At 71.9% G+C, this 20,244-nt stretch carries 23 protein-coding genes; 5 read left to right on the top strand and 18 right to left on the bottom strand.

What is annotated here, in order from left to right; translation table 11 throughout:
- Positions 1-164: 164 nt before the first annotated feature.
- The 6 genes from tyrS to ELY19_RS18220 are packed head-to-tail and all read right to left on the bottom strand — an operon-like array spanning position 165 to position 5,043.
- Positions 165-1,433: a tyrosine--tRNA ligase gene (gene tyrS, locus ELY19_RS18245; RefSeq protein ID WP_126197491.1), complete on the bottom strand. Its 1,269-nt coding sequence runs from the start codon at positions 1,431-1,433 to the stop codon at positions 165-167.
- Positions 1,423-2,619: a hypothetical protein gene (locus ELY19_RS18240; protein WP_126197490.1), complete on the bottom strand. Its 1,197-nt coding sequence runs from the start codon at positions 2,617-2,619 to the stop codon at positions 1,423-1,425. The genes tyrS and ELY19_RS18240 overlap by 11 nt, the downstream gene beginning before the upstream one ends.
- A gap of 54 nt (positions 2,620-2,673) precedes the next feature.
- Entirely contained in the window at positions 2,674-3,255 is a 582-nt protein-coding gene (locus ELY19_RS18235) for a DNA-3-methyladenine glycosylase (RefSeq protein WP_227966942.1), read from the bottom strand.
- 10 nt (positions 3,256-3,265) lie between these two features.
- The gene (locus ELY19_RS18230) at positions 3,266-3,472 is read right to left on the bottom strand and encodes a Trm112 family protein (RefSeq protein ID WP_126197488.1); all 207 of its coding nucleotides are present in this window, start codon (positions 3,470-3,472) and stop codon (positions 3,266-3,268) included.
- A 9-nt stretch (positions 3,473-3,481) separates the two neighbouring features.
- Positions 3,482-4,555 carry an NAD(P)-dependent alcohol dehydrogenase gene (locus ELY19_RS18225; protein WP_126197487.1) on the bottom strand — a complete coding sequence of 358 codons (1,074 nt, stop codon included), beginning with the start codon at positions 4,553-4,555 and terminating at the stop codon, positions 3,482-3,484.
- Entirely contained in the window at positions 4,552-5,043 is a 492-nt protein-coding gene (locus ELY19_RS18220) for a DUF4334 domain-containing protein (RefSeq protein WP_126197486.1), read from the bottom strand. Before ELY19_RS18220 ends, ELY19_RS18225 begins: the two co-directional genes overlap by 4 nt.
- Positions 5,044-5,160: 117 nt before the next feature.
- Here ELY19_RS18220 and ELY19_RS18215 point away from each other — a divergent pair, with 117 nt between their 5' ends.
- The 4 genes from ELY19_RS18215 (at position 5,161) to ELY19_RS18200 (ending at position 8,133) form a co-directional block, all read left to right on the top strand.
- Positions 5,161-5,949 carry an SDR family NAD(P)-dependent oxidoreductase gene (locus ELY19_RS18215; RefSeq protein WP_126197485.1) on the top strand — a complete coding sequence of 263 codons (789 nt, stop codon included), beginning with the start codon at positions 5,161-5,163 and terminating at the stop codon, positions 5,947-5,949.
- Positions 5,950-6,032: 83 nt separating this feature from the next.
- Positions 6,033-6,764, top strand: a complete 732-nt coding sequence (locus tag ELY19_RS18210; protein WP_126197484.1) for an ABC transporter ATP-binding protein — start codon at positions 6,033-6,035, stop codon at positions 6,762-6,764.
- Positions 6,761-7,519 carry an ABC transporter permease gene (locus ELY19_RS18205; protein ID WP_126197483.1) on the top strand — a complete coding sequence of 253 codons (759 nt, stop codon included), beginning with the start codon at positions 6,761-6,763 and terminating at the stop codon, positions 7,517-7,519. The genes ELY19_RS18210 and ELY19_RS18205 overlap by 4 nt, the downstream gene beginning before the upstream one ends.
- A complete protein-coding gene (locus ELY19_RS18200) occupies positions 7,516-8,133 on the top strand; it encodes a TetR/AcrR family transcriptional regulator (protein WP_126197482.1) in 618 nt (205 codons plus the stop codon). Before ELY19_RS18205 ends, ELY19_RS18200 begins: the two co-directional genes overlap by 4 nt.
- Before the next feature lie 61 nt (positions 8,134-8,194).
- Here the strand turns inward: ELY19_RS18200 and argH are convergent, their stop codons facing one another.
- Genes argH through argC form a run of 8 tightly spaced genes read right to left on the bottom strand, consistent with a single transcriptional unit; the run spans position 8,195 to position 16,857 of the window.
- Positions 8,195-9,643, bottom strand: coding sequence for an argininosuccinate lyase (gene argH, locus ELY19_RS18195; RefSeq protein WP_126197481.1), 1,449 nt, complete (start codon positions 9,641-9,643; stop codon positions 8,195-8,197).
- An 8-nt stretch (positions 9,644-9,651) separates the two neighbouring features.
- A complete protein-coding gene (gene argG, locus ELY19_RS18190) occupies positions 9,652-11,073 on the bottom strand; it encodes an argininosuccinate synthase (protein ID WP_126197480.1) in 1,422 nt (473 codons plus the stop codon).
- A 35-nt stretch (positions 11,074-11,108) separates the two neighbouring features.
- Complete coding sequence (locus tag ELY19_RS18185) at positions 11,109-11,612, bottom strand: arginine repressor (protein ID WP_126198916.1); 504 nt, start codon at positions 11,610-11,612, stop codon at positions 11,109-11,111.
- A complete protein-coding gene (argF, locus tag ELY19_RS18180) occupies positions 11,591-12,529 on the bottom strand; it encodes an ornithine carbamoyltransferase (RefSeq protein ID WP_126197479.1) in 939 nt (312 codons plus the stop codon). Before argF ends, ELY19_RS18185 begins: the two co-directional genes overlap by 22 nt.
- Positions 12,526-13,707, bottom strand: a complete 1,182-nt coding sequence (locus ELY19_RS18175; protein WP_126197478.1) for an acetylornithine transaminase — start codon at positions 13,705-13,707, stop codon at positions 12,526-12,528. The genes argF and ELY19_RS18175 overlap by 4 nt, the downstream gene beginning before the upstream one ends.
- A 17-nt stretch (positions 13,708-13,724) precedes the next feature.
- A complete protein-coding gene (argB, locus tag ELY19_RS18170; RefSeq protein ID WP_126197477.1) occupies positions 13,725-14,630 on the bottom strand; it encodes an acetylglutamate kinase in 906 nt (301 codons plus the stop codon).
- Complete coding sequence (gene argJ, locus ELY19_RS18165; protein WP_126197476.1) at positions 14,627-15,826, bottom strand: bifunctional glutamate N-acetyltransferase/amino-acid acetyltransferase ArgJ; 1,200 nt, start codon at positions 15,824-15,826, stop codon at positions 14,627-14,629. The genes argB and argJ overlap by 4 nt, the downstream gene beginning before the upstream one ends.
- On the bottom strand, positions 15,823-16,857 hold the full coding sequence (gene argC, locus ELY19_RS18160; RefSeq protein WP_126197475.1) for an N-acetyl-gamma-glutamyl-phosphate reductase: 1,035 nt from the start codon (positions 16,855-16,857) through the stop codon (positions 15,823-15,825). Before argC ends, argJ begins: the two co-directional genes overlap by 4 nt.
- Before the next feature lie 279 nt (positions 16,858-17,136).
- On the opposite strand from argC, the gene ELY19_RS18155 reads away from it, so the two are divergent.
- A complete protein-coding gene (locus ELY19_RS18155; RefSeq protein ID WP_126197474.1) occupies positions 17,137-17,361 on the top strand; it encodes a hypothetical protein in 225 nt (74 codons plus the stop codon).
- A gap of 11 nt (positions 17,362-17,372) precedes the next feature.
- Here ELY19_RS18155 and ELY19_RS24010 read toward each other — a convergent pair whose 3' ends face one another.
- The 4 genes from ELY19_RS24010 to ELY19_RS18140 are packed head-to-tail and all read right to left on the bottom strand — an operon-like array spanning position 17,373 to position 20,226.
- Positions 17,373-17,501 (bottom strand): hypothetical protein, encoded by a 129-nt coding sequence (locus tag ELY19_RS24010; RefSeq protein WP_265582796.1) that lies wholly within the window; start codon positions 17,499-17,501, stop codon positions 17,373-17,375.
- 51 nt (positions 17,502-17,552) lie between these two features.
- The gene (locus tag ELY19_RS18150) at positions 17,553-18,212 is read right to left on the bottom strand and encodes a PIG-L deacetylase family protein (protein ID WP_164711645.1); all 660 of its coding nucleotides are present in this window, start codon (positions 18,210-18,212) and stop codon (positions 17,553-17,555) included.
- Positions 18,213-18,239: 27 nt separating this feature from the next.
- A complete protein-coding gene (locus tag ELY19_RS18145) occupies positions 18,240-19,433 on the bottom strand; it encodes a GAF domain-containing protein (RefSeq protein ID WP_227966940.1) in 1,194 nt (397 codons plus the stop codon).
- 22 nt (positions 19,434-19,455) lie between these two features.
- Positions 19,456-20,226: an acetoin reductase gene (locus tag ELY19_RS18140; RefSeq protein ID WP_126197472.1), complete on the bottom strand. Its 771-nt coding sequence runs from the start codon at positions 20,224-20,226 to the stop codon at positions 19,456-19,458.
- Positions 20,227-20,244 lie beyond the last annotated feature (18 nt).

The raw sequence follows: 20,244 nt of genomic DNA, 5'->3' as shown, positions 1-20,244 counted from the left end.
CGGAAGCACAAATCCCCAGGTCAACGCGAAACATGCCGTTCATCTGCCCAGGTCAGCGCGGTGGCACCCGCCCGCGTCCGCCGAATCGCGTTCGTGTGAGCTGCGGCACAAAGGCCGCCCCGCGGACGATGGCGGGGCGGCCTTTGTGGCTGTGACCTGTGTTTTCAGACGAATCGAACGCCCGCGAAGGTCTTCTTGCCGCGGCGGAGGACCAACCAGCGGCCGTGGAGCAGGTCCGAGTCCGTCGGCTCCCACTCCTCGGACTCGACCTTGACGTTGTTCGCGTACGCCCCGCCCTCCTTCACGGCGCGGCGCGCAGCCCCCTTCGATTCGCACAGTCCGGACGCGGTCAGCAGATCCACAATGGTCCGCGGCTCCCCCGCCGTCACCGCGACCACCGATGCCTCCTCGAGCGCGGCCGCGAGTGTTCGCTCGGGGAGATCCGCCAGTTCGCCGCGTCCGAACAGCGCCTGGGCGGCCAGTTCCGCGGCCCGGGTGTGCTCCTCGCCGTGCACCAGCGTGGTCATCTCCGCGGCGAGCCGCTTCTGGGCCGCCCGCTTGTGCGGGGCCTCCGCCGTCTCGCGCTCCAACTCCGCGATCTCCTCCTGCGCGAGGAAGGTGAACCAGCGCAGGTACCGGATCACGTCGGCGTCCGCCGTGTTCACGAAGTACTGGTACCAGGCGTAGGGGCTGGTCAGCTCCGGGTCGAGCCACAGGGAACCGCCGCCCGTGGACTTGCCGAACTTCTTCCCGTCCGACGAGGTCACCAGTTGGGTGGTCAGGGCGTGGACGTGCCGGCCGTCGATCTTGCGGTTCAGATCCACCCCGGCGACGATGTTGCCCCACTGGTCCGACCCGCCGATCTGCAGTGCGGCGTCGTAACGGCGCGCGAGTTCCACGTAGTCGTACGCCTGGAGCAGCATGTAGCTGAACTCGGTGTAGCTGATCCCGTCCGATTCGAGGCGGCGCTTGACCGTCTCGCGCGCCAGCATCACGTTGATGGAGAAGTGCTTGCCCACGTCCCGGAGGAAGGTGGGGACGTTCATCTTCCCGTGCCAGTCGAGGTTGTTGACGAGGATCGCCGCGTTGTCCCCGTCGAAGGCGACGAAGCGCTGCAGTTGGGTGTCGATCTTCGCCGCCCACTCCGCGACGGTGTCCACGGAGTTCATGACGCGCTCGCCGACGTCGCGCGGATCGCCCACCTGTCCCGTCGCGCCGCCGCCCAGCACGATCGGGCGGTGCCCCGCCTCCTGGAACCGCCGCAGCGTGAGCAACTGGACGAGGTGACCGGCGTGCAGCGAGGACGCGGTGGGGTCGAACCCGGCATAGAGCGTGATCGGCCCCGCGGCGAGCCGCTCGCGCAGCGCGTCGAGATCGGTGGACTGCGCGATCAGGCCGCGCCAGGACAGTTCCTCGAGAATGTCAGTGCTCACCGGTCCATTGTGAACGAACCGCCGCCTCGCCGAGGTCGCCGCCCTGCAGAGCGGTGACGAACAGTTCCCGGTCCGCGGGGCCGCCGCCCCGCGTGAACATCACCAGCTCCCCGTGCACCAACTGATCCACCAGCACGCCGGCGACGGCCCGCGCGGCCTCATCGGCGCCGAGGAGGCGGGCCGCCCCCGACGCCTCCGCGAGCCCCGCCAGGTCCGCGACCAGCACCGCAGCGGGTTCGTCGTCGTACTCGCGCGACAGCTCGCCGACGAGCGCCCGCCCGCGCACCGTCCACCGAGCGGAGATCGGGCCGATGGAGCCGAATCGGTCGAACAGGCGCTCCCACCCGTCGAAGGGGCCGCGGAGCCACGCGGGATCCGGCACCGGCCGGCGCAGGGCCAAGGCGCCCCGCGCCCCCGGCCGCAGGTAGCCGCGCAGCAGGTCCCGCACGTCGTCGCAGGTCGACGGTGCCGAGCGTTCCACGTCGGCGAGGAACCGGGCACGGGCGACGATCGCGGCGGCGCCGGCACCGTCGTCCAGTGCGATGAGGTCGCGATCCCCGACGTAGAAGAGGTCACCGAGGCCGTGCGGCAGGTCGAACAGCGACTGCACCGCGGCGGCGGACGTGGGCGGCAGGTCCTCGAGCCACGGCGCGATGCGCAGCGCGTGGACCACGCCCGCTCCCAGCGCGAGCTCAGTGCGCGTCATCGCGCGCAGGCTGACGAACACCGCTGCGACCAGGACCACGAGCGCCACGACCGCGCCGAGCGCGAAGGCGGTGCCGAGCAGCGACAGCAGCCACACCACGACGGTGCCGGCCGCGGTGAGCGCCAGCCCGATCACGCAGGCCGCGGCGAGCTCCAAGGGGATCTGCGCGCGATGCGCGGTGCGGCGGTGCCCCTCGAGTTCGGCCCGGGCCCGCGCCGCCGAGGGCTCGAGCCGCCGCAGGTCGAGCAGACCGAGGATCGTGGTCAGCCTGGCCTCGGCGGCCGTCGCCAGGGCCGTGCCCGATCGTGCCTGCAGGATCGGCACCAGCGCCCAGCCCGCCTCGAACAGGCCGATGGTCGTCACCGGGAGGGGCACCGACATCAGTGCGCGGGCCGCCGTCTCCTCGTCGGGGTGCGCGAACGCCCGCGCGTTCAGGGCGTTGAGGCCACGGTCACGGGCGAGCTGGTCGATGTCGGTCACGCGCGGTAGTGCACCCGGTCCCTCTTGGTGCGCGGTTGGATTCCGCTGGGCGCGTCACCGGCTCACGGAGGGATGTCCCTCCAGCCAGAGCCGCCACGGCAGGTCGACGGCCTTGCTGATCCCGATCCGGGGCCCGGCGGCGACGGGGCCCCGTCGGGTTGCGATCTCGAGCGCGACGTGCGCGCCGGGGTCGAGCACGTCGATCCCCTTGTCGGCCACAGTGATCCCGAGGGACTGACCGAGCCGGCCCGGCCCGGCGGCGAGCCGGGCGTCCGGATCGCGCACGGCGCGACGTTCGCGAACCACATCGAGTCCGGATTCGATCGAGGCGGCGCGGAGCAGCACCCCAGCACCGACACCGTCGGGTCCCGCGGTGATGTTGACGCACTGGTGGATGCCGTAGGAGAGGTACACGTAGAGGTGGCCCGCCGGTCCGAACATCACGTCGTTGCGCGGCGTCGGCCCCGGATAGGTGTGCGCGGCCGGGTCGGGCCAGGGGCCGGACTCCGGCGAGCCGTACGCCTCGACCTCGACGATGCGGGCGCGCACCTCGCCGACGACGAGGACGGAGCCGAGGACCAACCGGGCGGCCTTGAGCGGATGGGCCGCGAGCCGGTCCCGCGCGGTCGCGGTCACCCGAGGCGGATCACTGCTCGGCGCGGGCCAGGATCGACTCGTGCTCGGCCTCGTCCACATCGCGCGCCTCCCCGATGAGGAGCACGGGCAGGCCGTCCTCGATCGGGTAGGCGCGGCGCAGCCGCGGGTTGTAGAAGAGCTCGTCCGGCACGTACAGCAGCGGCCCCTTGTCCTGCGGGCAGGCGAGGATCTTCAGCAGCGTCGCGTCGATGGGCATGGCGCCATGCTACCCAGCCGGGAGCCACACCGGCTTGACCGCGGTGCCCTCGCGGGCCGCGGCCCAGGCCTCGTCGAAGTCGGTGAAGACGGTGACGAGCCGGTCGACGGGCAGGCGTCCCTCCGCCGCGGCGGCGGCGAGGTCGGGAAGGAACTCCGACGGTTCGCTGTCCCCTTCGATCACGCCGATCACCCGCAGCCCGCGCGCCATGATGAGCATGACGGGCAACTCTGCCGACGGTGCCCCGAGACCGACCACTGCGAGGGTGCCGCGCGGGCGGAGTGCGAGGACGGCCTGGCCGAGCACGTCGGCCCGGGCCGTGGTGTCGACGGCGGCGTGCGCGCCGCCGTCGGTCGCCTCGATGGTCTGCTGTGCCGCCTGCGGCCCCGCCTCGACGGCGTGCGTGGCGCCCAGTTCGAGAGCGAGCGCGCGCCGATCCTCCCGCGGGTCGACCGCGACGATGGTGGTGGCGCCCGCGAGTTTCGCGCCCATGATCGCGGCGAGGCCGACGGCGCCGGTACCGAACACCACCACGGACTGCCCGGGCCGGACCTGCAGCGCGCGGGTCACGGTGCCGACCCCGGTCTGAACACTGCACCCGAGTGGGGCGGCGAGCTCGAAGGGTAGGTCGCCGATGCGCACGGTGTTGCGGTCGGTCGCGAGCGCGAGGCCCGCGAAGCTCGACTGGCCGAAGAAGCCGCCGGTCACGGCCGTCTCCCCCGATCGGATGCCGGGCAGACCGAGGTAGTTGCGGGTGATGGACTGCTCGCAGTAGCCGGGCGTACCCACCGCGCAGAACTCGCAGGCGCCGCAGCTGTCGAAGGTGAGCGACACTCGGTCGCCCACCGCGAGGCCCTGCGCGTCCGGGCCGAGCGCCTCGACGACGCCGGCGCCCTCGTGACCGAGAATGACGGGCAGTCCCTGTTCGGGCCACTGCGCGGCGAGCGTCAGGTCGGTGTGGCAGACGCCCACCGCGTGGATCCGCACCAGGACCTGGTTGCCGACGGGCTCCGGCACCTGCACTTCGAGGGGCGACGGTGCCGCGCCCGGCGCGGCGATGACCCGCGCGACGGTGGCGGTCACCGGTCCGCCAAGCATCCGCCGGACGCGGCCGGGCGACCGTCGCGTTCGAGGTAGAAGTAGAAGTACGGTTCGGCCAGCTTCTTCCCGGTCATCACGCCCATCACGGTGTCCTCGTCGACCTTCGCGAAGTGATCGATCACCGGCTGTCCGTCGTAGACCATCGACGCGGTCACGGTCCCACCGAAATCGATGAGCCGCAGTGTGGCCTCGCCCTTGCCGAGCGCGACGTTCGAGAACTTCCGGCCCTGCTCGTCCAGGCACACCAGCGGCTGGACGTCGTTCGCCGAGACGAAACTCTTCCCGTACCACCGCGCCTTGCCGAGGGCACCGTCCATCGGGTGACCCGACGGCAGCTCCCCGCCGCGCCAATCGCCGAGGAGGAACTCGATCGAGACGGGCTCGAGCTGCGCGAACAGCGCAGCGAGTTCGGTGGGCTCGGAGTGGCGCGGCTCGTCGATGAGCTCCCGGACGGTGCGTTCTGCGGTCATACTCCGGAATGTTATCCGACGTTCTCCGCGGCACGACCCGAAACGGGAACACGTTCCAACCTCGGCCGGCGCCGATGCCCGGGCCCGGCCGATGCCGGGTGGCTAGGTTCTCCGGGTATGACATCGATCGCAGTAGTGACCGGAGCGGGCCGCGGCATCGGCCTGCGATTCGCCCACCGTCTCGCCGACCAGGGCCATCGCGTCCTCCTCACCGACATCGACGGCGACGCCGCCCGCGCCGCGGCGGCGCAGGTCGGGCGGGACGCCGTCGGCGTCGACCAGGACGTGCGTGACCTGGCATCGCACCGCCGGATCGCGGACCGCGCCCAGGACATGGGACGCCTCGCGGTGTGGGTGAACAACGCCGGGATCCTCCTCGCCGGGGACGCATGGACCCATGCCGACGACGAGGTCGCGGCGATCCTCGACATCAACCTCCGCGGGCCGGTCGGCGGGTCGACGGCGGCGGTCAGCGCGATGGGCGAGACCGGCGGCGCCATCCTCAACGTCGCGTCGATCTCGGCGCTGGCACCGGTTCCCGGCCTCGCGCTCTACGCGGCGACCAAGGCGGCCGTCCTCTCCTACACGACGTCGCTCCAGGGGGATCTCGACCACGCCGGGTTGCCGATCCGCGCGCGAGCACTGTGCCCCGACGTGGTGAGCACCGCGATGGTGGCGGACCGGCAGAAGGACCCCGGTGCCGCCCTTCTCTTCGCCGGCCCCGCGCCGCTCGACGCGGACGCCGTGGCCCGGGAGGGATTGCGACTCCTGGAGTCGCGCCAGATCTTCCGCGTCGTGCCGCGATGGCGCGGGGTTCTCGCCCGCGCGTCGGACCTGGCCCCCTCCGTGGGGTTGCCCGTGCTGAGCGCGATGCGCCGACTCGGGGATCGCAAGCAGCGCGACTGAGCCGTACTTGACACTCCCGAGCCGACGGGCGCACAATTCACTCGACGATGAATTCATCGTCGAGTGAATTTCTTGGAGGCGCCATGACCAGCGCGATAAACCTGTCCGGACTCACCGTCGTGCGCTCGGGCACCACCGTCCTCGATCACCTCGATGCCGACATTCCCGCCGGCGCCATCACCGGGCTCCTCGGCCCCTCGGGATCCGGCAAGACCACCCTGATGCGCGTGATCGTCGGCGCGCAGCGCATCACCGCCGGCTCCGCGACGGTGCTCGGCCGTCCGGCGGGGAGCCCCGACCTGCGCGACCGCGTCGGGTACACGACGCAGTCCCCCGCGGTGTACGGCGATCTCACCGTGACGCAGAACGTCGAGTACTTCGGCGCCCTCTACCCCGCCCGGCGCGCCTCCGCGACGGCGGATGCCGCGGAGGCGATCGACGCCGTCGGGCTGGGCGCCTTCGCCGACCGCCGGGCCGACGCCCTCTCGGGCGGCCAGCGGTCGCGGGTCAGCATCGCCTGCGCGCTCGTCGCGCACCCCGAACTGCTCATCCTGGACGAGCCGACCGTCGGCCTCGACCCGCTGCTCCGCGCCGAGCTGTGGGAGCGGTTCACCGCCATGGCCGCCGGCGGCACCACGCTCCTCGTCTCGAGCCACGTCATGGACGAGGCGGCGCACTGCGCCCGGCTCCTCCTGCTGCGCGAGGGGCGCCTGGTCGCCGAGCTCGCACCGTCGGACCTCCTGACCCGCACCGGTGCACCCACCCTGGACGACGCCTTCCTCGCGCTCGTCCGCGAACAGGAGGCGACCGCATGAGCACCGTCCTGAACCCGAGCATCACCCGCGCGACGACGCTGCGCGTGCTCCGTCAGCTCCGCGCCGACCCGCGCACCATCGCCATGATCGTGGTGGTGCCGACCGCCCTGCTGACCCTGATGTACTTCCTCTACCGCGACTCCCCCGGCGGCACAGCGCTGTTCAGCCGCATCGCGCTGGTCCTGCTGGGCGTCCTGCCCTTCGCGCTGATGTTCATCGTCACCTCCATCGCCATGCAACGCGAACGCGTCTCGGGCACGCTCGAGCGGTTACTCACCACACCGCTCGCCAAGGCCGACCTGCTGCTCGGCTACGCCGTCGCCTTCTCGGTCGCGGCGACCGCGCAGGCCGTGGTCGCCACCACGGTGGCGGCGTACCTGCTCGGCATGGAGACGGCCGGCAGCGTGTGGCTGGTGGTGCTCATCGCCGTCGTCGACGCCTGGCTCGGCGTCGCCCTGGGCCTGCTGTTCAGCGCCTTCGCCCGCACCGAGTTCCAGGCGGTGCAGTTCATGCCGATCGTCGTGGTGCCGCAGATCTTCCTGTGCGGTCTGCTGGTCCCGCACGACGCGATGCCGGGCTGGTTGCAGGGCATCGCCGACGTCTTGCCGATGACCTACGCCGTCCGCGCGCTGCAGGAAGTGGGCGCCCACGGCGCCCCCACCTCCACGATGTGGACCTCGCTCGCCGTGGTCGCCGGATTCGCCGTCGCCGCGCTCGCGCTCGCCGCGGCCACCCTGCCGCGCAAGGTCGCGTGAGCGGGCCCGCCCGCAGGCCCGGCCGGCGCACCGGTAGCCCCGATACGAAGGCCGAGATCCTCGCCGCCGCGCGGACCGCGTTCGCCCGCGGCGGCATGGCGGGGACGACGGTGCGCGCCGTCGCCGAGGCCGCGGGCGTGGATTCCGCTCTGGTGCACCACTACTTCGGCACGAAGCAGCAGCTGTACCTCGCGGCGCTGGCGATCCCGGTGGATCCCGAAGTCGTCCGGGCGCCCCTGCGGGAGGCGCCGCTCGACGACGCCGCCCGGGCTCTGCTGCGCGCCCTGCTGACGATGTGGGACGGGCCCCTGCGCGACGTGGGTGTCGCCGTGATCCGGACGAACCTCGGCGGCGACGGCGACCCCGCCATCGTCCGCGGTTTCCTGCTGGAGATCGCCCTGGCGGAGCTCATCGGCCGGATGGACGACGGCCCCGGCGACGGCCTGCTGCGTGCGAACCTCGTGGTGGCGCAGGTCTTCGGCCTGCTCGTCTCCCGCTACGTGGTCGGCTTCGAGCCACTCGCCTCACTCAGCGCCGATGCGGTCGTCGACCTCGCCGCGCCCCCGCTGCAGCGGGTCATCACCGGCCCGCTGCATCCGCCCGCCTGCGATTGAACACCGTTTCTGTTCACGACGACCTGCGGTTTCCGTGTCAGAAACGGTGTTCAATTCGAGGTCAGGCGGTGGTGGTGGCCCAGGTGCGCAGGGGCGGGACGGCGGCGGTGACGGTGGCCAGCTGGCGGGCGACGGCCGACGGGGCGGTGCCGCCGCGGGCGCTGCGGGAGGAGACGGAGCCGCGCACCGTCAGCACCTCGCGGACCTGCGGGGTGAGCGCGGGGTGGATCGCGGCGAACTCCTCGTCGGTGAGGCCGTCGAGGCCGACGCCACGGGACTCGGCCGCGCGGACGCACTCGCCCGCCGCCTCGTGCGCGACGCGGAAGGGCACGCCCTGCCGCACCATCCACTCCGCGACGTCCGTCGCGAGGGTGAAGCCGGCCGGGGCCAGCGCGCCCATGCGCTCCGGGTGGAAGGTGAGCGTCGCGGTGAGCCCGGCGACGGCGGGCAGTAGCAGCCGCAGTTGCTCCACCGAGTCGAAGACCGGCTCCTTGTCCTCCTGCAGGTCGCGGTTGTACGCGAGCGGCTGCGCCTTGAGCGTCGCCAGCAGGCCCGACAGGTTGCCGATGAGCCGGCCGGCCTTGCCGCGGGAGAGCTCGGCGACGTCGGGGTTCTTCTTCTGCGGCATGATCGAGCTGCCCGTGGACCACGCGTCCGCGAGGGTCACGTAGCCGAACTCGGCCGTGCTCCACAGGATCACGTCCTCGGACCAGCGCGACAGGTCGACGGCGATCTGCGCGAACACGTAGGCGGCCTCCGCCGCGAAGTCGCGCGACGCCGTGGCGTCGAGGCTGTTGTCCGCCGCGGATTCGAAGCCTAGATCGGCGGCGATGGCGTCGGGGTCGAGCCCCAGCGACGATCCGGCGAGCGCGCCGGACCCGTACGGCGAGACCGCGATCCGATTGTCCAGGTCCTGCAGCCGCTGCACGTCGCGCAGCAGCGGGTGCGTGTAGGCGAGCAGGTGGTGCGACAGGAGGATCGGCTGCGCTGCCTGCAGGTGCGTCTTGCCCGGCAGGATCACGTCCGGGTTCGCCTGCGCCTGCGCGACGAAGGCGTCCACCACGTCGAGCACGCCGACGGCCACGAGCCGCACCGCGTCGCGCAGCCACATCCGGAAGAGGGTGGCCACCTGGTCGTTCCGCGACCGGCCCGCGCGCAGTCGGCCGCCGATCTCGGGCCCGGCGCGCTCGATGAGACCGCGCTCCAGCGCGCCGTGCACGTCCTCGTCGGACTCGGCCGGCTGGAAGGCCCCGGACGCCACGTCCTCCCCGAGACGGGTCAACGCCGCGAGCATGGCCTCGAGGTCCGCGTCGGACAGCAGCCCCGCGCGGTTCAGTACGCGGGCGTGCGCCTGCGACGCGCGCACGTCGTACGGGGCGAGCGCCCAGTCGAAGTGCGTGGACTTGCTCAGCGCGGCCATCGCCTCGGCCGGGCCCGACGCGAACCGTCCGCCCCAGAGGCTGCCCTCGTTGGTGCCGTGCTTCTCGGCGTTACCCGCGTTCTCGCTCAACGGATCTCCTAGTCGGTGCCGAGGTCGAACGCGGCGTGGTTGCCGACCTCGTCGAAGTTCGACGGGGTCTTCTCCCCGCCCGCGACGATGGCATCGGCGCCGCCCTGCTCGAGCTCCCCGACCAGCGCGGCCGTCTCACCCGCGACGATGCCCTGCGCCGCGTACTGCTCGAGCCGCGAGCGCGAGTCCGCGATGTCGAGGTTGCGCATGGTCAGCTGGCCGATGCGCTCGTCCGGGCCGAAGGCGGCGTCGCCCACGCGCTCCATCGAGAGCTTCTCGGGGTGGTACGAGAGGTTGGGGCCGGTGGTGTCGATGATCGAGTAGTCGTCGCCGCGGCGCAGGCGCAGCGTGACGGAGCCGGTGACTGCGGAGGCGACCCAGCGGATGATGGCCTCGCGCTGCATGAGCGACTGCGGGTCCAGCCAGCGGCCCTCGTACATCAGTCGGCCCAGGCGGCGGCCCTCGTTGTGGTACGTGGCGATGGTGTCCTCGTTGTGGATCGCGTTCACCAGGCGCTCGTAGGTGGCGTGCAGCAGCGCCATGCCGGGCGCCTCGTAGATGCCGCGCGACTTGGCCTCGATGATGCGGTTCTCGATCTGGTCCGAGATGCCCAGGCCGTGACGGCCGCCGATGCGGTTCGCCTCGCGCACCAGCTCGACCGGGTCGGAGTACTCGACGCCGTTGATCGCGACCGGGACGCCGGCCTCGTAGGTCACGGTCACGTCCTCGGTCGCGATCGCGACGGACTCGTCCCACGGCGCGACACCCATGATCGGCTCGACGATCTCGACGCCGGTGTTGAGGAACTCCAGGTCCTTCGCCTCATGCGTGGCGCCCCAGATGTTGGCGTCCGTCGAATAGGCCTTCTCGGTGGAGTCGCGGTACGGGAAGCCGTGGGCGACGAGCCACTCGCTCATCTCCTTGCGACCGCCGAGTTCGGTGACGAACTGCGAATCGAGCCACGGCTTGTAGATGCGCAGGTTCGGGTTCGCCATCAGGCCGTAGCGGTAGAACCGCTCGATGTCGTTGCCCTTGTAGGTGGAGCCGTCGCCCCAGATCTCGACGCCGTCCTCCTTCATGGCCCGCACCAGCATGGTGCCGGTCACGACGCGGCCGATCGGGGTGGTGTTGAAGTAGGTCTTGCCGCCGGAACGGATGTGGAAGGCGCCGGTCTGCAGCGCGGCGATGCCCTCCTGCACCAGCAGCGGCTGCACGTCCACCAGGCGCGCGATCTCGGCGCCGTACTCCGTGGCGCGGCCGGGGACCGCGTCGATGTCCGGCTCGTCCGGCTGGCCGATGTTGGCGGTGTAGGTGCAGGGCACGGCGCCCTTGTCGCGCATCCACGCGACGGCCACGGAGGTGTCGAGGCCGCCGGAGAAGGCGATGCCGACGCGCTCGCCGATGGGCAGGGTGGAGAGGACCTTGGACATGGTCGATAAGCCTATCTGGTGGTGAGTGTGCGGATTCAGGCGAGCGCCACGAGGCGCTCGGCGAGGTCTTTACCGGTCAGGGGCTCGCGGGCGATGACGAGCACGGTGTCGTCACCGGCGACGGTGCCGACGACCTCGGGCAGCGACGACCGGTCGAGCGCGCTGGCGAGGAAGTTGGCGGCGCCCGGCGGCGTACGCAGCACACAGATGTTGCCGCTGTGATCGGTGGAGACGAGCAGCTCACCGAGCAGGCGGGAGAGCCGCTCGGTGCCACCGGACACCCCACGGACGGGCGAGCCGTCCTCGGGCACCACATACACCCCGGTGCCGCCGTCGGCGCCGCGCAGCTTCACCGCACCGAGCTCGTCGAGGTCGCGCGAGATCGTCGCCTGCGTCGCCTCGTACCCGCCCTGGACGAGCAGCGCCTGCAGCTCGGCCTGGCTGCGCACCTGGTGGTTCGCCAGGATCTCGACGATGGCCGCCTGCCGCCCGGCGCGGGTGGCGAGCGGCTGCTCGCTCACGACCGCTCCAGCAGCCAGGTGAGCAGCGCCTTCTGCGCGTGCAAGCGGTTCTCGGCCTCGTCGAACACCGCGGACTGCGGCCCGTCGATCACGTCGTCGGTGATCTCGTCGCCGCGGTGCGCGGGCAGGCAGTGCAGCACGATCGCTGCCGGATCGGCGTGGGCGAGCAGCTCGGCGTTGATCTGGTACGGCCGGAACGGCGCGTTGCGGTCGACGCCGTCGCCCTCCTGCCCCATCGACACCCAGGTGTCGGTGACCACCACGTCGACACCCGCGACGGCGAGGACGGGGTCGGAGATGATGCTGACCTCCGCGCCGGTCTCCTTCGCCCGCGCCCGCGCCGCCTCCACGAATCGCTCGTCCGGCTGGAAGCCGGACGGCGCGCTGATGGTCACGTCCATGCCGGCCGTCACGCAACCCAGCATGTAGCTGTGGGCCATGTTGTTGGCGCCGTCGCCGAGGTAGGTCAGCTTGAGGCCGGCGACGGACCCGGTACCCTCGGCGCCCTTGCGCTCCGCGATGGTCTGCAGGTCCGCGAGGATCTGGCAGGGGTGGAAGTCGTCGGAGAGTGCGTTGACGACGGGCACCGTCGAGTACCGGGCGAGTTCCTCGAGCCCCTCCTGGGCGTAGGTGCGCCAGACGATGGCGTCGACGAACCGCGACAACACGCGGGCGGTGTCGGCGAGGGACTCGTCGCGGCCCATCTGGGTGGACTTGGTGTCCACCACGACGGCATGGCCGCCGAGCTGCGCGATGCCGACGTCGAAGCTGAACCGGGTCCGCGTGGAGTTCTTGTCGAACAGCACCGCAACACCCTTCGGGCCCTCCAGCGGGCGCCGCGAGAACGGCGCCGCCTTCAGCTCCGCGGCGAGCGCGAGCACCTCGCGCTGTTCGGCCGGGCTGAGATCGTCGTCGCGGAGGAAGTGGCGGGTCATGGGGTCTCCTGGGCTGAGTCGAGCAGGGCGGGAAGCGCGGTGAGGAAGCGGTCGGCCTGCTCGTCGGTGAGGACGAGGGGCGGTGCCAGGCGGACCACGTCGGGCTGGGCGGCGTTGATCAGGAACCCGGCGTCGCGCGCGCCGGTCTCGATCGCCTTGGCGACGCCGCGGGACAGGGTGATCCCGAGGAGCAGGCCGGAGCCCCGGACGCCGGTGACGAGCGGATGGCCGAATCCCTCGATCGTCGCGGCGATGTGCTTGCCGAGGGCGTCGGCGCGCTCGGCCAGGCCCTCCGCCTCGATCACGTCGAGGACGGCGTTCGCGGCGGCCGCGGCGATGGGGTTGCCGCCGAAGGTGGTGCCGTGCTGTCCGGGAGTGAGCAGCTCGCCGGCGGCACCGACGGCGACCGTCGCGCCGATGGGCAGGCCGCCGCCGAGTCCCTTGGCGAGGGTGAAGACGTCGGGCGTGACGCCGGCCCGCTGGTACGCGAAGAGCGTTCCGGTGCGGGCGATCCCGGTCTGCACCTCGTCGAGGACGAGGAGCGCGCCGGCCTCGGTCGCGGCGGCACGGGCCTCAGCGAGGTAGCCCGCGGGCGGGACGACGACGCCGCCCTCCCCCATGATCGGCTCCAGGAAGATCGCGGCGGCTCCCTCCGCGGCGGCACGGAGGGCGGCACCGTCGCCGTAGGGCACGTGGGTGACCGATTCGATGAGGGGCGCGAAGGGTTCCCGCTTGGCGGGCTGACCGGTCAGCGCGAGCGAGCCCATGGTGCGGCCGTGGAAGGCGCCCTCGGCGGCGACCATCCGCGTGCGGCCGGTGCGCCGTCCGATCTTGATGGCTGCCTCGTTGGCCTCGGCGCCCGAATTGCTGAAGAAGACCCGCGTTCCGGGGACGCCGACGGCCTCGGTGAGCCGCTCGGCGAGGCGCACGACGGGCTCGCTGATGTACAGGTTCGAGACGTGCCCCAGGGTCGAGACCTGGTGCGTCACCGCCTCGATGATCTTCGGGTGGGCGTGGCCGAGCGCGTTGACGGCGATGCCGCCGAGCAGATCGACGTACTCCTTGCCGTCGGCGTCGGTCACCGCGGCGCCGCGACCTTTCGCCAGCGCGATGGGAGGCGTGCCGTAGGTGTCCATCACGGCGGCGTTCCACCGCGACTGCATCGATTCGTTCGTCATGTGTGTCGGATCCCAGTCTATGAAGAAGGTTTCGGCGGGGTCACCATCGTGCCGATGCCCCTGCTCGTGAACAGTTCGAGGAGCACGGAGTGCGGCACCCGCCCGTCGATGACGTGCGCGGTGGGAACGCCCCCGTGCACGGCTCGCAGACACGCCTCCATCTTCGGGACCATGCCGGAGTCCAGGCTCGGCAGCAACGCGGTCAGCGCGTCCGTATCGATCTCGGACGTGAGCGACGAGCGATCCGGCCAGTTCGTGTACAGGCCCTCGACATCGGTGAGCACCACCAGCTTCTCGGCGCCCAGCGCCTCCGCCAGCGCGGCGGCGGCGGTATCGGCGTTGATGTTGTGCACCACCCCGTCGGCGTCCGGCGCGATCGTCGAGATGACAGGGATCCTGCCGGCCGCGATGAGGTCGTTGACCGCCTCCGGGCTCACCGCGGTCACGTCGCCGACGAGACCGATGTCGGTGGGCGCACCGTCGACCACGACCTGCCGCCGCGTCGCGGTGAACAGATGCGCGTCCTCGCCCGACATCCCGACCGCGAAGGGACCGTACGAGTTGATCAGGCCCACGAGCTCACGCCCGACCTGCCCGAACAGCACCATGCGCACGACGTCCATGACCTCGGGCGTCGTCACCCGGAAGCCGCCGCGGAACTCGCCCTCCATACCGAGCCGCTTCAGCATGGCGTTGATCTGCGGGCCGCCGCCGTGCACCACGACGGGGTGCAGACCGCAGGTCCGCAGGAAGACCATGTCCTGCGCGAAGGAGCGCTTGAGCTCGTCGTCGATCATGGCGTTGCCGCCGTACTTGACCACCACCGTCTTCCCGTGGAAGTCCAGGAGCCAGGGCAGTGCCTCGGCGAGTACGCCGGCCTTGTCGAGCGGCGTGAGCTGCGGTGCCTGATCCGGTGCGCTCATGAGGAGTACGCCGAGTTCTCTTCGACGTAGGCGTGCGAGAGGTCCGTGGTGCGGATCGTCGCCGTACCGCGCCCGAGGCCCAGGTCGACGGTGACCGTGATCTCCGGTCCGGAGAGGTCCACGTCGCGCGCTCCCGGTACGCCGCAGCCGTTCTCGGCGATGGGCTGCCCGTTGAAGGACACGGTGAGCTTGTCGTGGATCAGCTCGATCGGGGCGATCCCGATCGCCGCCATGACGCGGCCCCAGTTGGGGTCGCTGCCGAACAGCGCGGTCTTGACCAGGCTGTCGCGGGCGATGGCGCGGGCGCCGATCAGGGCCTCCTCCTCGGAGACCGCGCCGGTCACGGTGATGAGGATCCGCTTGGTGACCCCCTCGGCGTCGCCCTGCAGCTGGGCGGCGAGGTCGTCGCAGACCTCGCGCACGGCCGCGTTCAGTTCCTCCTGCGTGCAGGTCTTCTCGCTCGCGCCGCTGCTCAGCAGGAGCACGGTGTCGTTGGTCGAGGTGGCGCCGTCCACGTCGAGCCGGTCGAAGGTGTAGGCCGTGGCGAACCGCAGCGCCTCGTCCAGTTGTTCCGGGGTGGCGTGGACGTCGGTCGTGAGTACCACGAGCATGGTCGCGAGCGAGGGCGCCATCATCCCGGCGCCCTTCGCCATCCCCCCGACGTTCCAGCCGTCGGCGTGGTGCAGCGCGGCCTCCTTGGGCACGGTGTCCGTCGTCATGATGGCGTGCGCGGCATCGGTGCCGCCGGTGAGGCCGCCGCCCATCTCGTGCACGATCTCGGTGACCCCGGCGAGCACCTTGTCCATCGGCAGGCGATCGCCGATGAGTCCGGTGGAGCACACGGCGACCTCGCCGGCGCCGGTCTCGGTCCCCCAGTGGCTCAGCGTCTCCGCGACCTTCTCGGCCGTGGCGTGGGTGTCCTGGAAGCCGCCGGGGCCGGTGCAGGCGTTCGCGCCGCCCGAGTTGAGGATCACCGCCCGCAGGTGGCCGTCCTTGATCACCTGCTCGCTCCAGAGCACCGGGGCGGCCTTGACCTTGTTGCGGGTGAAGACGCCCGCGGCGGCGTAGTGCGGCCCCTCGTTGAAGACCAGGGCGAGGTCGGGCTTGCCCGACACCTTGATGCCGGCGGCGATGCCCGCGGCCTTGAACCCCAGGGGCGCGGTGACGCCCTGGTTCCGAACGAGTTTGAAGGTCACGGTGCGACTCCTACGGTGGACAGGCCGGCGGTCTCGGGCCAGCCGAGCGCGAGGTTCATGGACTGGACGGCGGCGCCGCCGGTGCCCTTGGTGAGGTTGTCGATGGCGGCGGTGGCGATGAGGCGTCCGGCGCGCTCATCGACCGCCACCTGGACCTGCACCGCGTTGCTACCGAGCACCGACTTGGTCTGCGGCTGCAGGCCTTCGGGGAGCAGGTGCACGAAGGGCTCGTCGGCGTACGCCGTCGCGTAGACCTCCCGGGCCTGCGCGGCCGTCGCCGTCGTCGCGGCGGAGACGGTGGCGAGGATGCCCCGCGCCATCGGGACGAGCACCGGAGTGAACGACACGGTGACGGGCGAATTCGCGACCGCCGAGAGGTTCTGCGTGATCTCCGGGGTGTGCCGGTGCGTGGTCACGCCGTAGGCCCGCGCCGACCCGATGGCCTCGGACGCCAGCAGGTCGGTCCGGAGGGACTTCCCGGCGCCCGACGTCCCGCTCACCGCGACGACCGTCACCTCCGGACCGACGATGCCCGCCGCGACGGCGGGCAGGAGGGCGAGGGTCGACACCGTCGGGTAGCAGCCCGGAACGGCGATGCGGGACGCGCCCGCGAGCACGTCCCGGTTGCCCGGGAGTTCGGGCAGTCCGTAGGGCCAGGTGCCGGCGTGCGCGCTGCCGTAGTAGTGCTCCCACTCCGCGGCGTCCTTGAGCCGGTAGTCCGCGCCGCAGTCGATGATGAGCGTCGACGGAGGCAGCGCCTCGGCGATCTCGGCGGACTTGCCATGCGGCAGGCCGAGGAAGACGACGTCGTGTCCGCGCAGCGTGTCCGGGGTGGTCTCCTGCAGGACGCGGTCGGCGAGCGGCAGCAGGTGCGGGTGGTGCTCGAAGAGGGTGCTGCCGGCGTTACCGCCGGCGGTGAGCGCGCCGATCGTGAGCTCACCGGCCAGGTACTGCGGGTGGCCGAGCAGCAGCCGGAGGATCTCTCCCCCGGCGTAACCGCTCGCGCCCGCGATCGCCACGGAAACAGTCATGCGATGATTATGCACCATCATGCAAGCCTATTCACTTCGGGTGGCGCAACGGCGCGCCGTGCAGCGATGCCGCTGGGGCGCCCGGGTACCGGAGCCCCGAATACCCCGCCCCTGCTACGCCACGTTCCGGACCGGCCCGGACGGCGTCGTCCTGGAGGGCGTGTGTCACGCGACACCCGCCTGACCGGAATCCCTCAGCTTCCCGCCAGCCGATGACCAGGCGCGCTGGGCACCCTGGGTACCGGTAACGAACCGAACCCGGCACCCGAAAGACTCGACATGCGCAACGACCTTCCGACTTCGAACCCCGACGCCCTCACGCAGCCGCTGTCGCTGCCCCGCCGCGAGCGCGGTCTGCGCGGCCGCGTCAACCGCGTCCTCGACGGCTTCGCGCCGCGCGTGGAGAACCGTGCCATGCTGGTCAAGATGGGACGCGGCCGGCCCAGCCTGGTGGGCGATCACCGGCGCGGCAACCACATCACCCAAGCCTTCCACCTGGGCTGACCGACCGGCCCTCAGCCGCCCGTGGGCCCCACGCTGAGCCGCGTCGGGATGTCCGAGACCAGCGCCAGGACCTGGGCCTCGCTCATCTCCACCGTCCCGGCGATCCATTGCGAGAGGACCTCGACCGTCCCCGCGACCACGAACCACGCCGTCCCTGCGCGGCACGGGCGCCCCGCGCGGAGTTCGATCCGCTACGGGAGGTCGCGAAAGCCCACGGTGTGCCGGAATTCGCCGCGCGGCAGGCACGCGGAGGCCACCTGTTCGCGGGCCTGCTCGATGACGGGCGTGACCGGGTCCAGCACCGACAGGTACTGGCGGTGTTCCGCCAGCGATTCCACGGCACGCTCGGTGAAGCCGGTGACGTCGACGATGTACGTCGGCTCCGGCGCGGTCTGGTACGCGGTGACACCCGCCGCCGCGGCGGCCTCGGCGACCGCCCGGGTGAACTCCATGTGGTCGCTCTGGTTCGGGGCGCCGGGCGCCCACTCGGGGCCGCCCCACAGGGTGATCACGATGTCGGGGTCGTACCGGGCGATGGCCTTGCGGATCGAGTCCCGCAGCTCGGGTGTGTTCGTCACCCGCGAGTCGGGATAGCCCCAGAACCGCACCTCGTCGACGCCGACGACGGCCGCGGACCGTCGTTGCTCCTCCTCGCGCACGGGCCCCGCGGTGCCCGGCGACATGCCCTCGATGCCCGCCTCACCGGAGGTCGCGAGGCCGTACGCCACGGTCTTCCCCTGGGAGGTCCAGCGGGCGACGGCCGCCGCCATGCCGTATTCGGGGTCGTCCGGGTGCGCCACCAGGACGAGCGCCGTGGTCCAGTCCTCGGGAAAGATCTGCGGCTCGGTCACGGACTCCACGCTAGAGGCCGGGGCCGGTCAGCGCAGCAACTCGACCGACACGCCGTCCGCGAAGCGGTAGGGCTGGGCGGCGATCACGCCCGACAGCACCCGCCGCAGCCGCGATATCTCCGCCCGCACCGTGACCACCCGGCCCGGATCGCCGAACAGCGCGTCGGCGAGCTGGGCCGCGGTACGGCCTGCACCGTCGGCGAGGAGCTCGAGGATCTGTGCGTGCCGCCGCGAGGGCTGATACCGCCAGCCTCCGCCGCCGCCCGCGACCGCGACCTCCGGCGCACGCCCCGGTCGGAGGTCGACGGTGATCCGCGTGGCGGTGTCGGGGCCGTCGCCGGGGTCGGGCTGCAGCAACCAGCCACCGGGAAGGGGGTCGACGGTGCACAGCCCGAGGTCGGGGAGCCGGACCGACGGCCCGGTCAGGTGTGCGGGCAGGGCGACCCGCGAGCGCGGGGGAAGGTCACCGACCGCCGCCACCCAGCCGTTGGTGTCGACGGCGAGGCCCGGGCGGCCCAGCCCCGCGAGCATGGGCGCCGCGACCGACCGCAGCCGTTCGAGCCCCGCGAGGTGCGCCTCGCGCAGCCGCGATTCGGCGAGCTTGGCGACGGTGGACACCAGCGCGAGGGTCGTCGCGTGCACGGTCGCCGCGGGCCCGGAGACGTCGACGACGCCGAGGATGTGGCCGGTGTGCACGTCGCGGATCGGGGCGCCGGCGCACGTCCAGGAATGGTGGCTGCGGGCGAAGTGCTCGGCGGAGAAGATCTGCACGGGCGTCCGCGAGGCGATGGCCGTGCCGATGGCATTGGTGCCCACCTGGTCCTCGGCCCAGCCCGCGCCCTCGACGAAGCCCAGCCGGTCCGCGTGCGCGAGGACGCGCGTCGAGCCGGAACGCCACAGGACGCGCCCGAACCTGTCGGCGACCACGAGGATGTTGTCACCGTCGGCGGTGAGCGGGGCGAGGCCCGCGGTGAGTTCCTCGAGCACGGGTCCGAGACCCGACTCCTGGCGACTCAGCTCGACGTCCACCCAGCCGAGCGCCGGCCCGGGATCGGTGTCGGGGGCGAGCCCGGCGGCGCGCACGCGCCGCCAGGAATCGTCGATCACGCCCCGCGGCCGTGCCGGCGGGCGGGACCCGCTCATGGTCGCGTCGTACACCTCGGACAGCAGCCGCGCGTAACGGCGCGGGTCCTCCCCCGCCGACATCGCCGGTTCCGTCACCGTCGTCCCCTTCCCCACGATGTCAGCGGTAGACCAGGCCGCCGTCGATGAGCACGGCCTGCCCCGTCATGTAATCGGAGTCGGGGCTCGCGAGATGCGAGACGAACGCCGCCACGTCCTCCGGCGTCTGGGCGCGGCCCAACGCGATGCCGCCCACGAACTTCTCGTACGTCTCCCCCACCGCGGCGCCCGTGAGGTCGGCGAACCGCTGGTCGATCTCGACCCACATGTCGGTGCCCACCACGCCCGGGCAGTAGGCGTTGACGGTGATGCCGTGCGTCGCGTACTCCTTCGCGGCGGCCTGGGTGAAGCCGCGCACCGCGAACTTGGTGGCGCTGTACGCGCCGAGCATGGCGAAGCCCTCATGACCGGCGATCGACGCGGCGTTGACGATCTTGCCGCGCACGCCCCGGTCGATGAAGGACGCCGCGGCGGCCTGGATGCCCCAGAGCACGCCGTCGACGTTGATGGAGAACAGGCGGCGCAGTTCGTCGGGTGTCACGTCCGCGACGGGTCCGACCAGCGCCACGCCGGCGTTGTTGATCATCACGTCGAGCCCGCCCAATGCCTCGACGGTGGCCGCGACCGCCGCGAAGACCGCGTCACGGTCGGACACGTCGGCGGTGAACGCGACCGCGCGGCGGCCCGTCGCCCGGATCTCCTCGGCAACGGCTTCGACGCCGTCGGCGGTGAGGTCGACCAGCGCCAGGTCGAGGCCGTCCGCGGCGAGTCGCCGCGCGATCCCCGCGCCGATCCCTCGTCCCGCTCCCGTCACCAGTGCTATGCGTGCCATCGTGCGTCCCTTCGTCGG

Source organism: Tsukamurella paurometabola (assembly GCF_900631615.1).
Taxonomy (GTDB): domain Bacteria; phylum Actinomycetota; class Actinomycetes; order Mycobacteriales; family Mycobacteriaceae; genus Tsukamurella; species Tsukamurella paurometabola_A.
The sequence above is the reverse complement of the archived record's forward strand: the minus strand, read 5'-3'. Positions and strand labels throughout refer to the sequence as shown.

Excerpts from the sequence above, each read along its gene's own strand:
- ELY19_RS18230 (WP_126197488.1), bottom strand. The coding sequence starts at position 3,472 with ATGCCCATCGACGCGACGCTGCTGAAGATCCTCGCCTGCCCGCAGGAC.
- ELY19_RS18220 (WP_126197486.1), bottom strand. The coding sequence starts at position 5,043 with ATGACCGCAGAACGCACCGTCCGGGAGCTCATCGACGAGCCGCGCCAC.
- ELY19_RS18215 (WP_126197485.1), top strand. The coding sequence starts at position 5,161 with ATGACATCGATCGCAGTAGTGACCGGAGCGGGCCGCGGCATCGGCCTG.
- ELY19_RS18210 (WP_126197484.1), top strand. The coding sequence starts at position 6,033 with ATGACCAGCGCGATAAACCTGTCCGGACTCACCGTCGTGCGCTCGGGC.
- ELY19_RS18205 (WP_126197483.1), top strand. The coding sequence starts at position 6,761 with ATGAGCACCGTCCTGAACCCGAGCATCACCCGCGCGACGACGCTGCGC.
- argG (WP_126197480.1), bottom strand. The coding sequence starts at position 11,073 with ATGTCCAAGGTCCTCTCCACCCTGCCCATCGGCGAGCGCGTCGGCATC.
- argF (WP_126197479.1), bottom strand. The coding sequence starts at position 12,529 with ATGACCCGCCACTTCCTCCGCGACGACGATCTCAGCCCGGCCGAACAG.
- ELY19_RS18175 (WP_126197478.1), bottom strand. The coding sequence starts at position 13,707 with ATGACGAACGAATCGATGCAGTCGCGGTGGAACGCCGCCGTGATGGAC.
- argB (WP_126197477.1), bottom strand. The coding sequence starts at position 14,630 with ATGAGCGCACCGGATCAGGCACCGCAGCTCACGCCGCTCGACAAGGCC.
- argC (WP_126197475.1), bottom strand. The coding sequence starts at position 16,857 with ATGACTGTTTCCGTGGCGATCGCGGGCGCGAGCGGTTACGCCGGGGGA.
- ELY19_RS18155 (WP_126197474.1), top strand. The coding sequence starts at position 17,137 with ATGCGCAACGACCTTCCGACTTCGAACCCCGACGCCCTCACGCAGCCG.
- ELY19_RS18140 (WP_126197472.1), bottom strand. The coding sequence starts at position 20,226 with ATGGCACGCATAGCACTGGTGACGGGAGCGGGACGAGGGATCGGCGCG.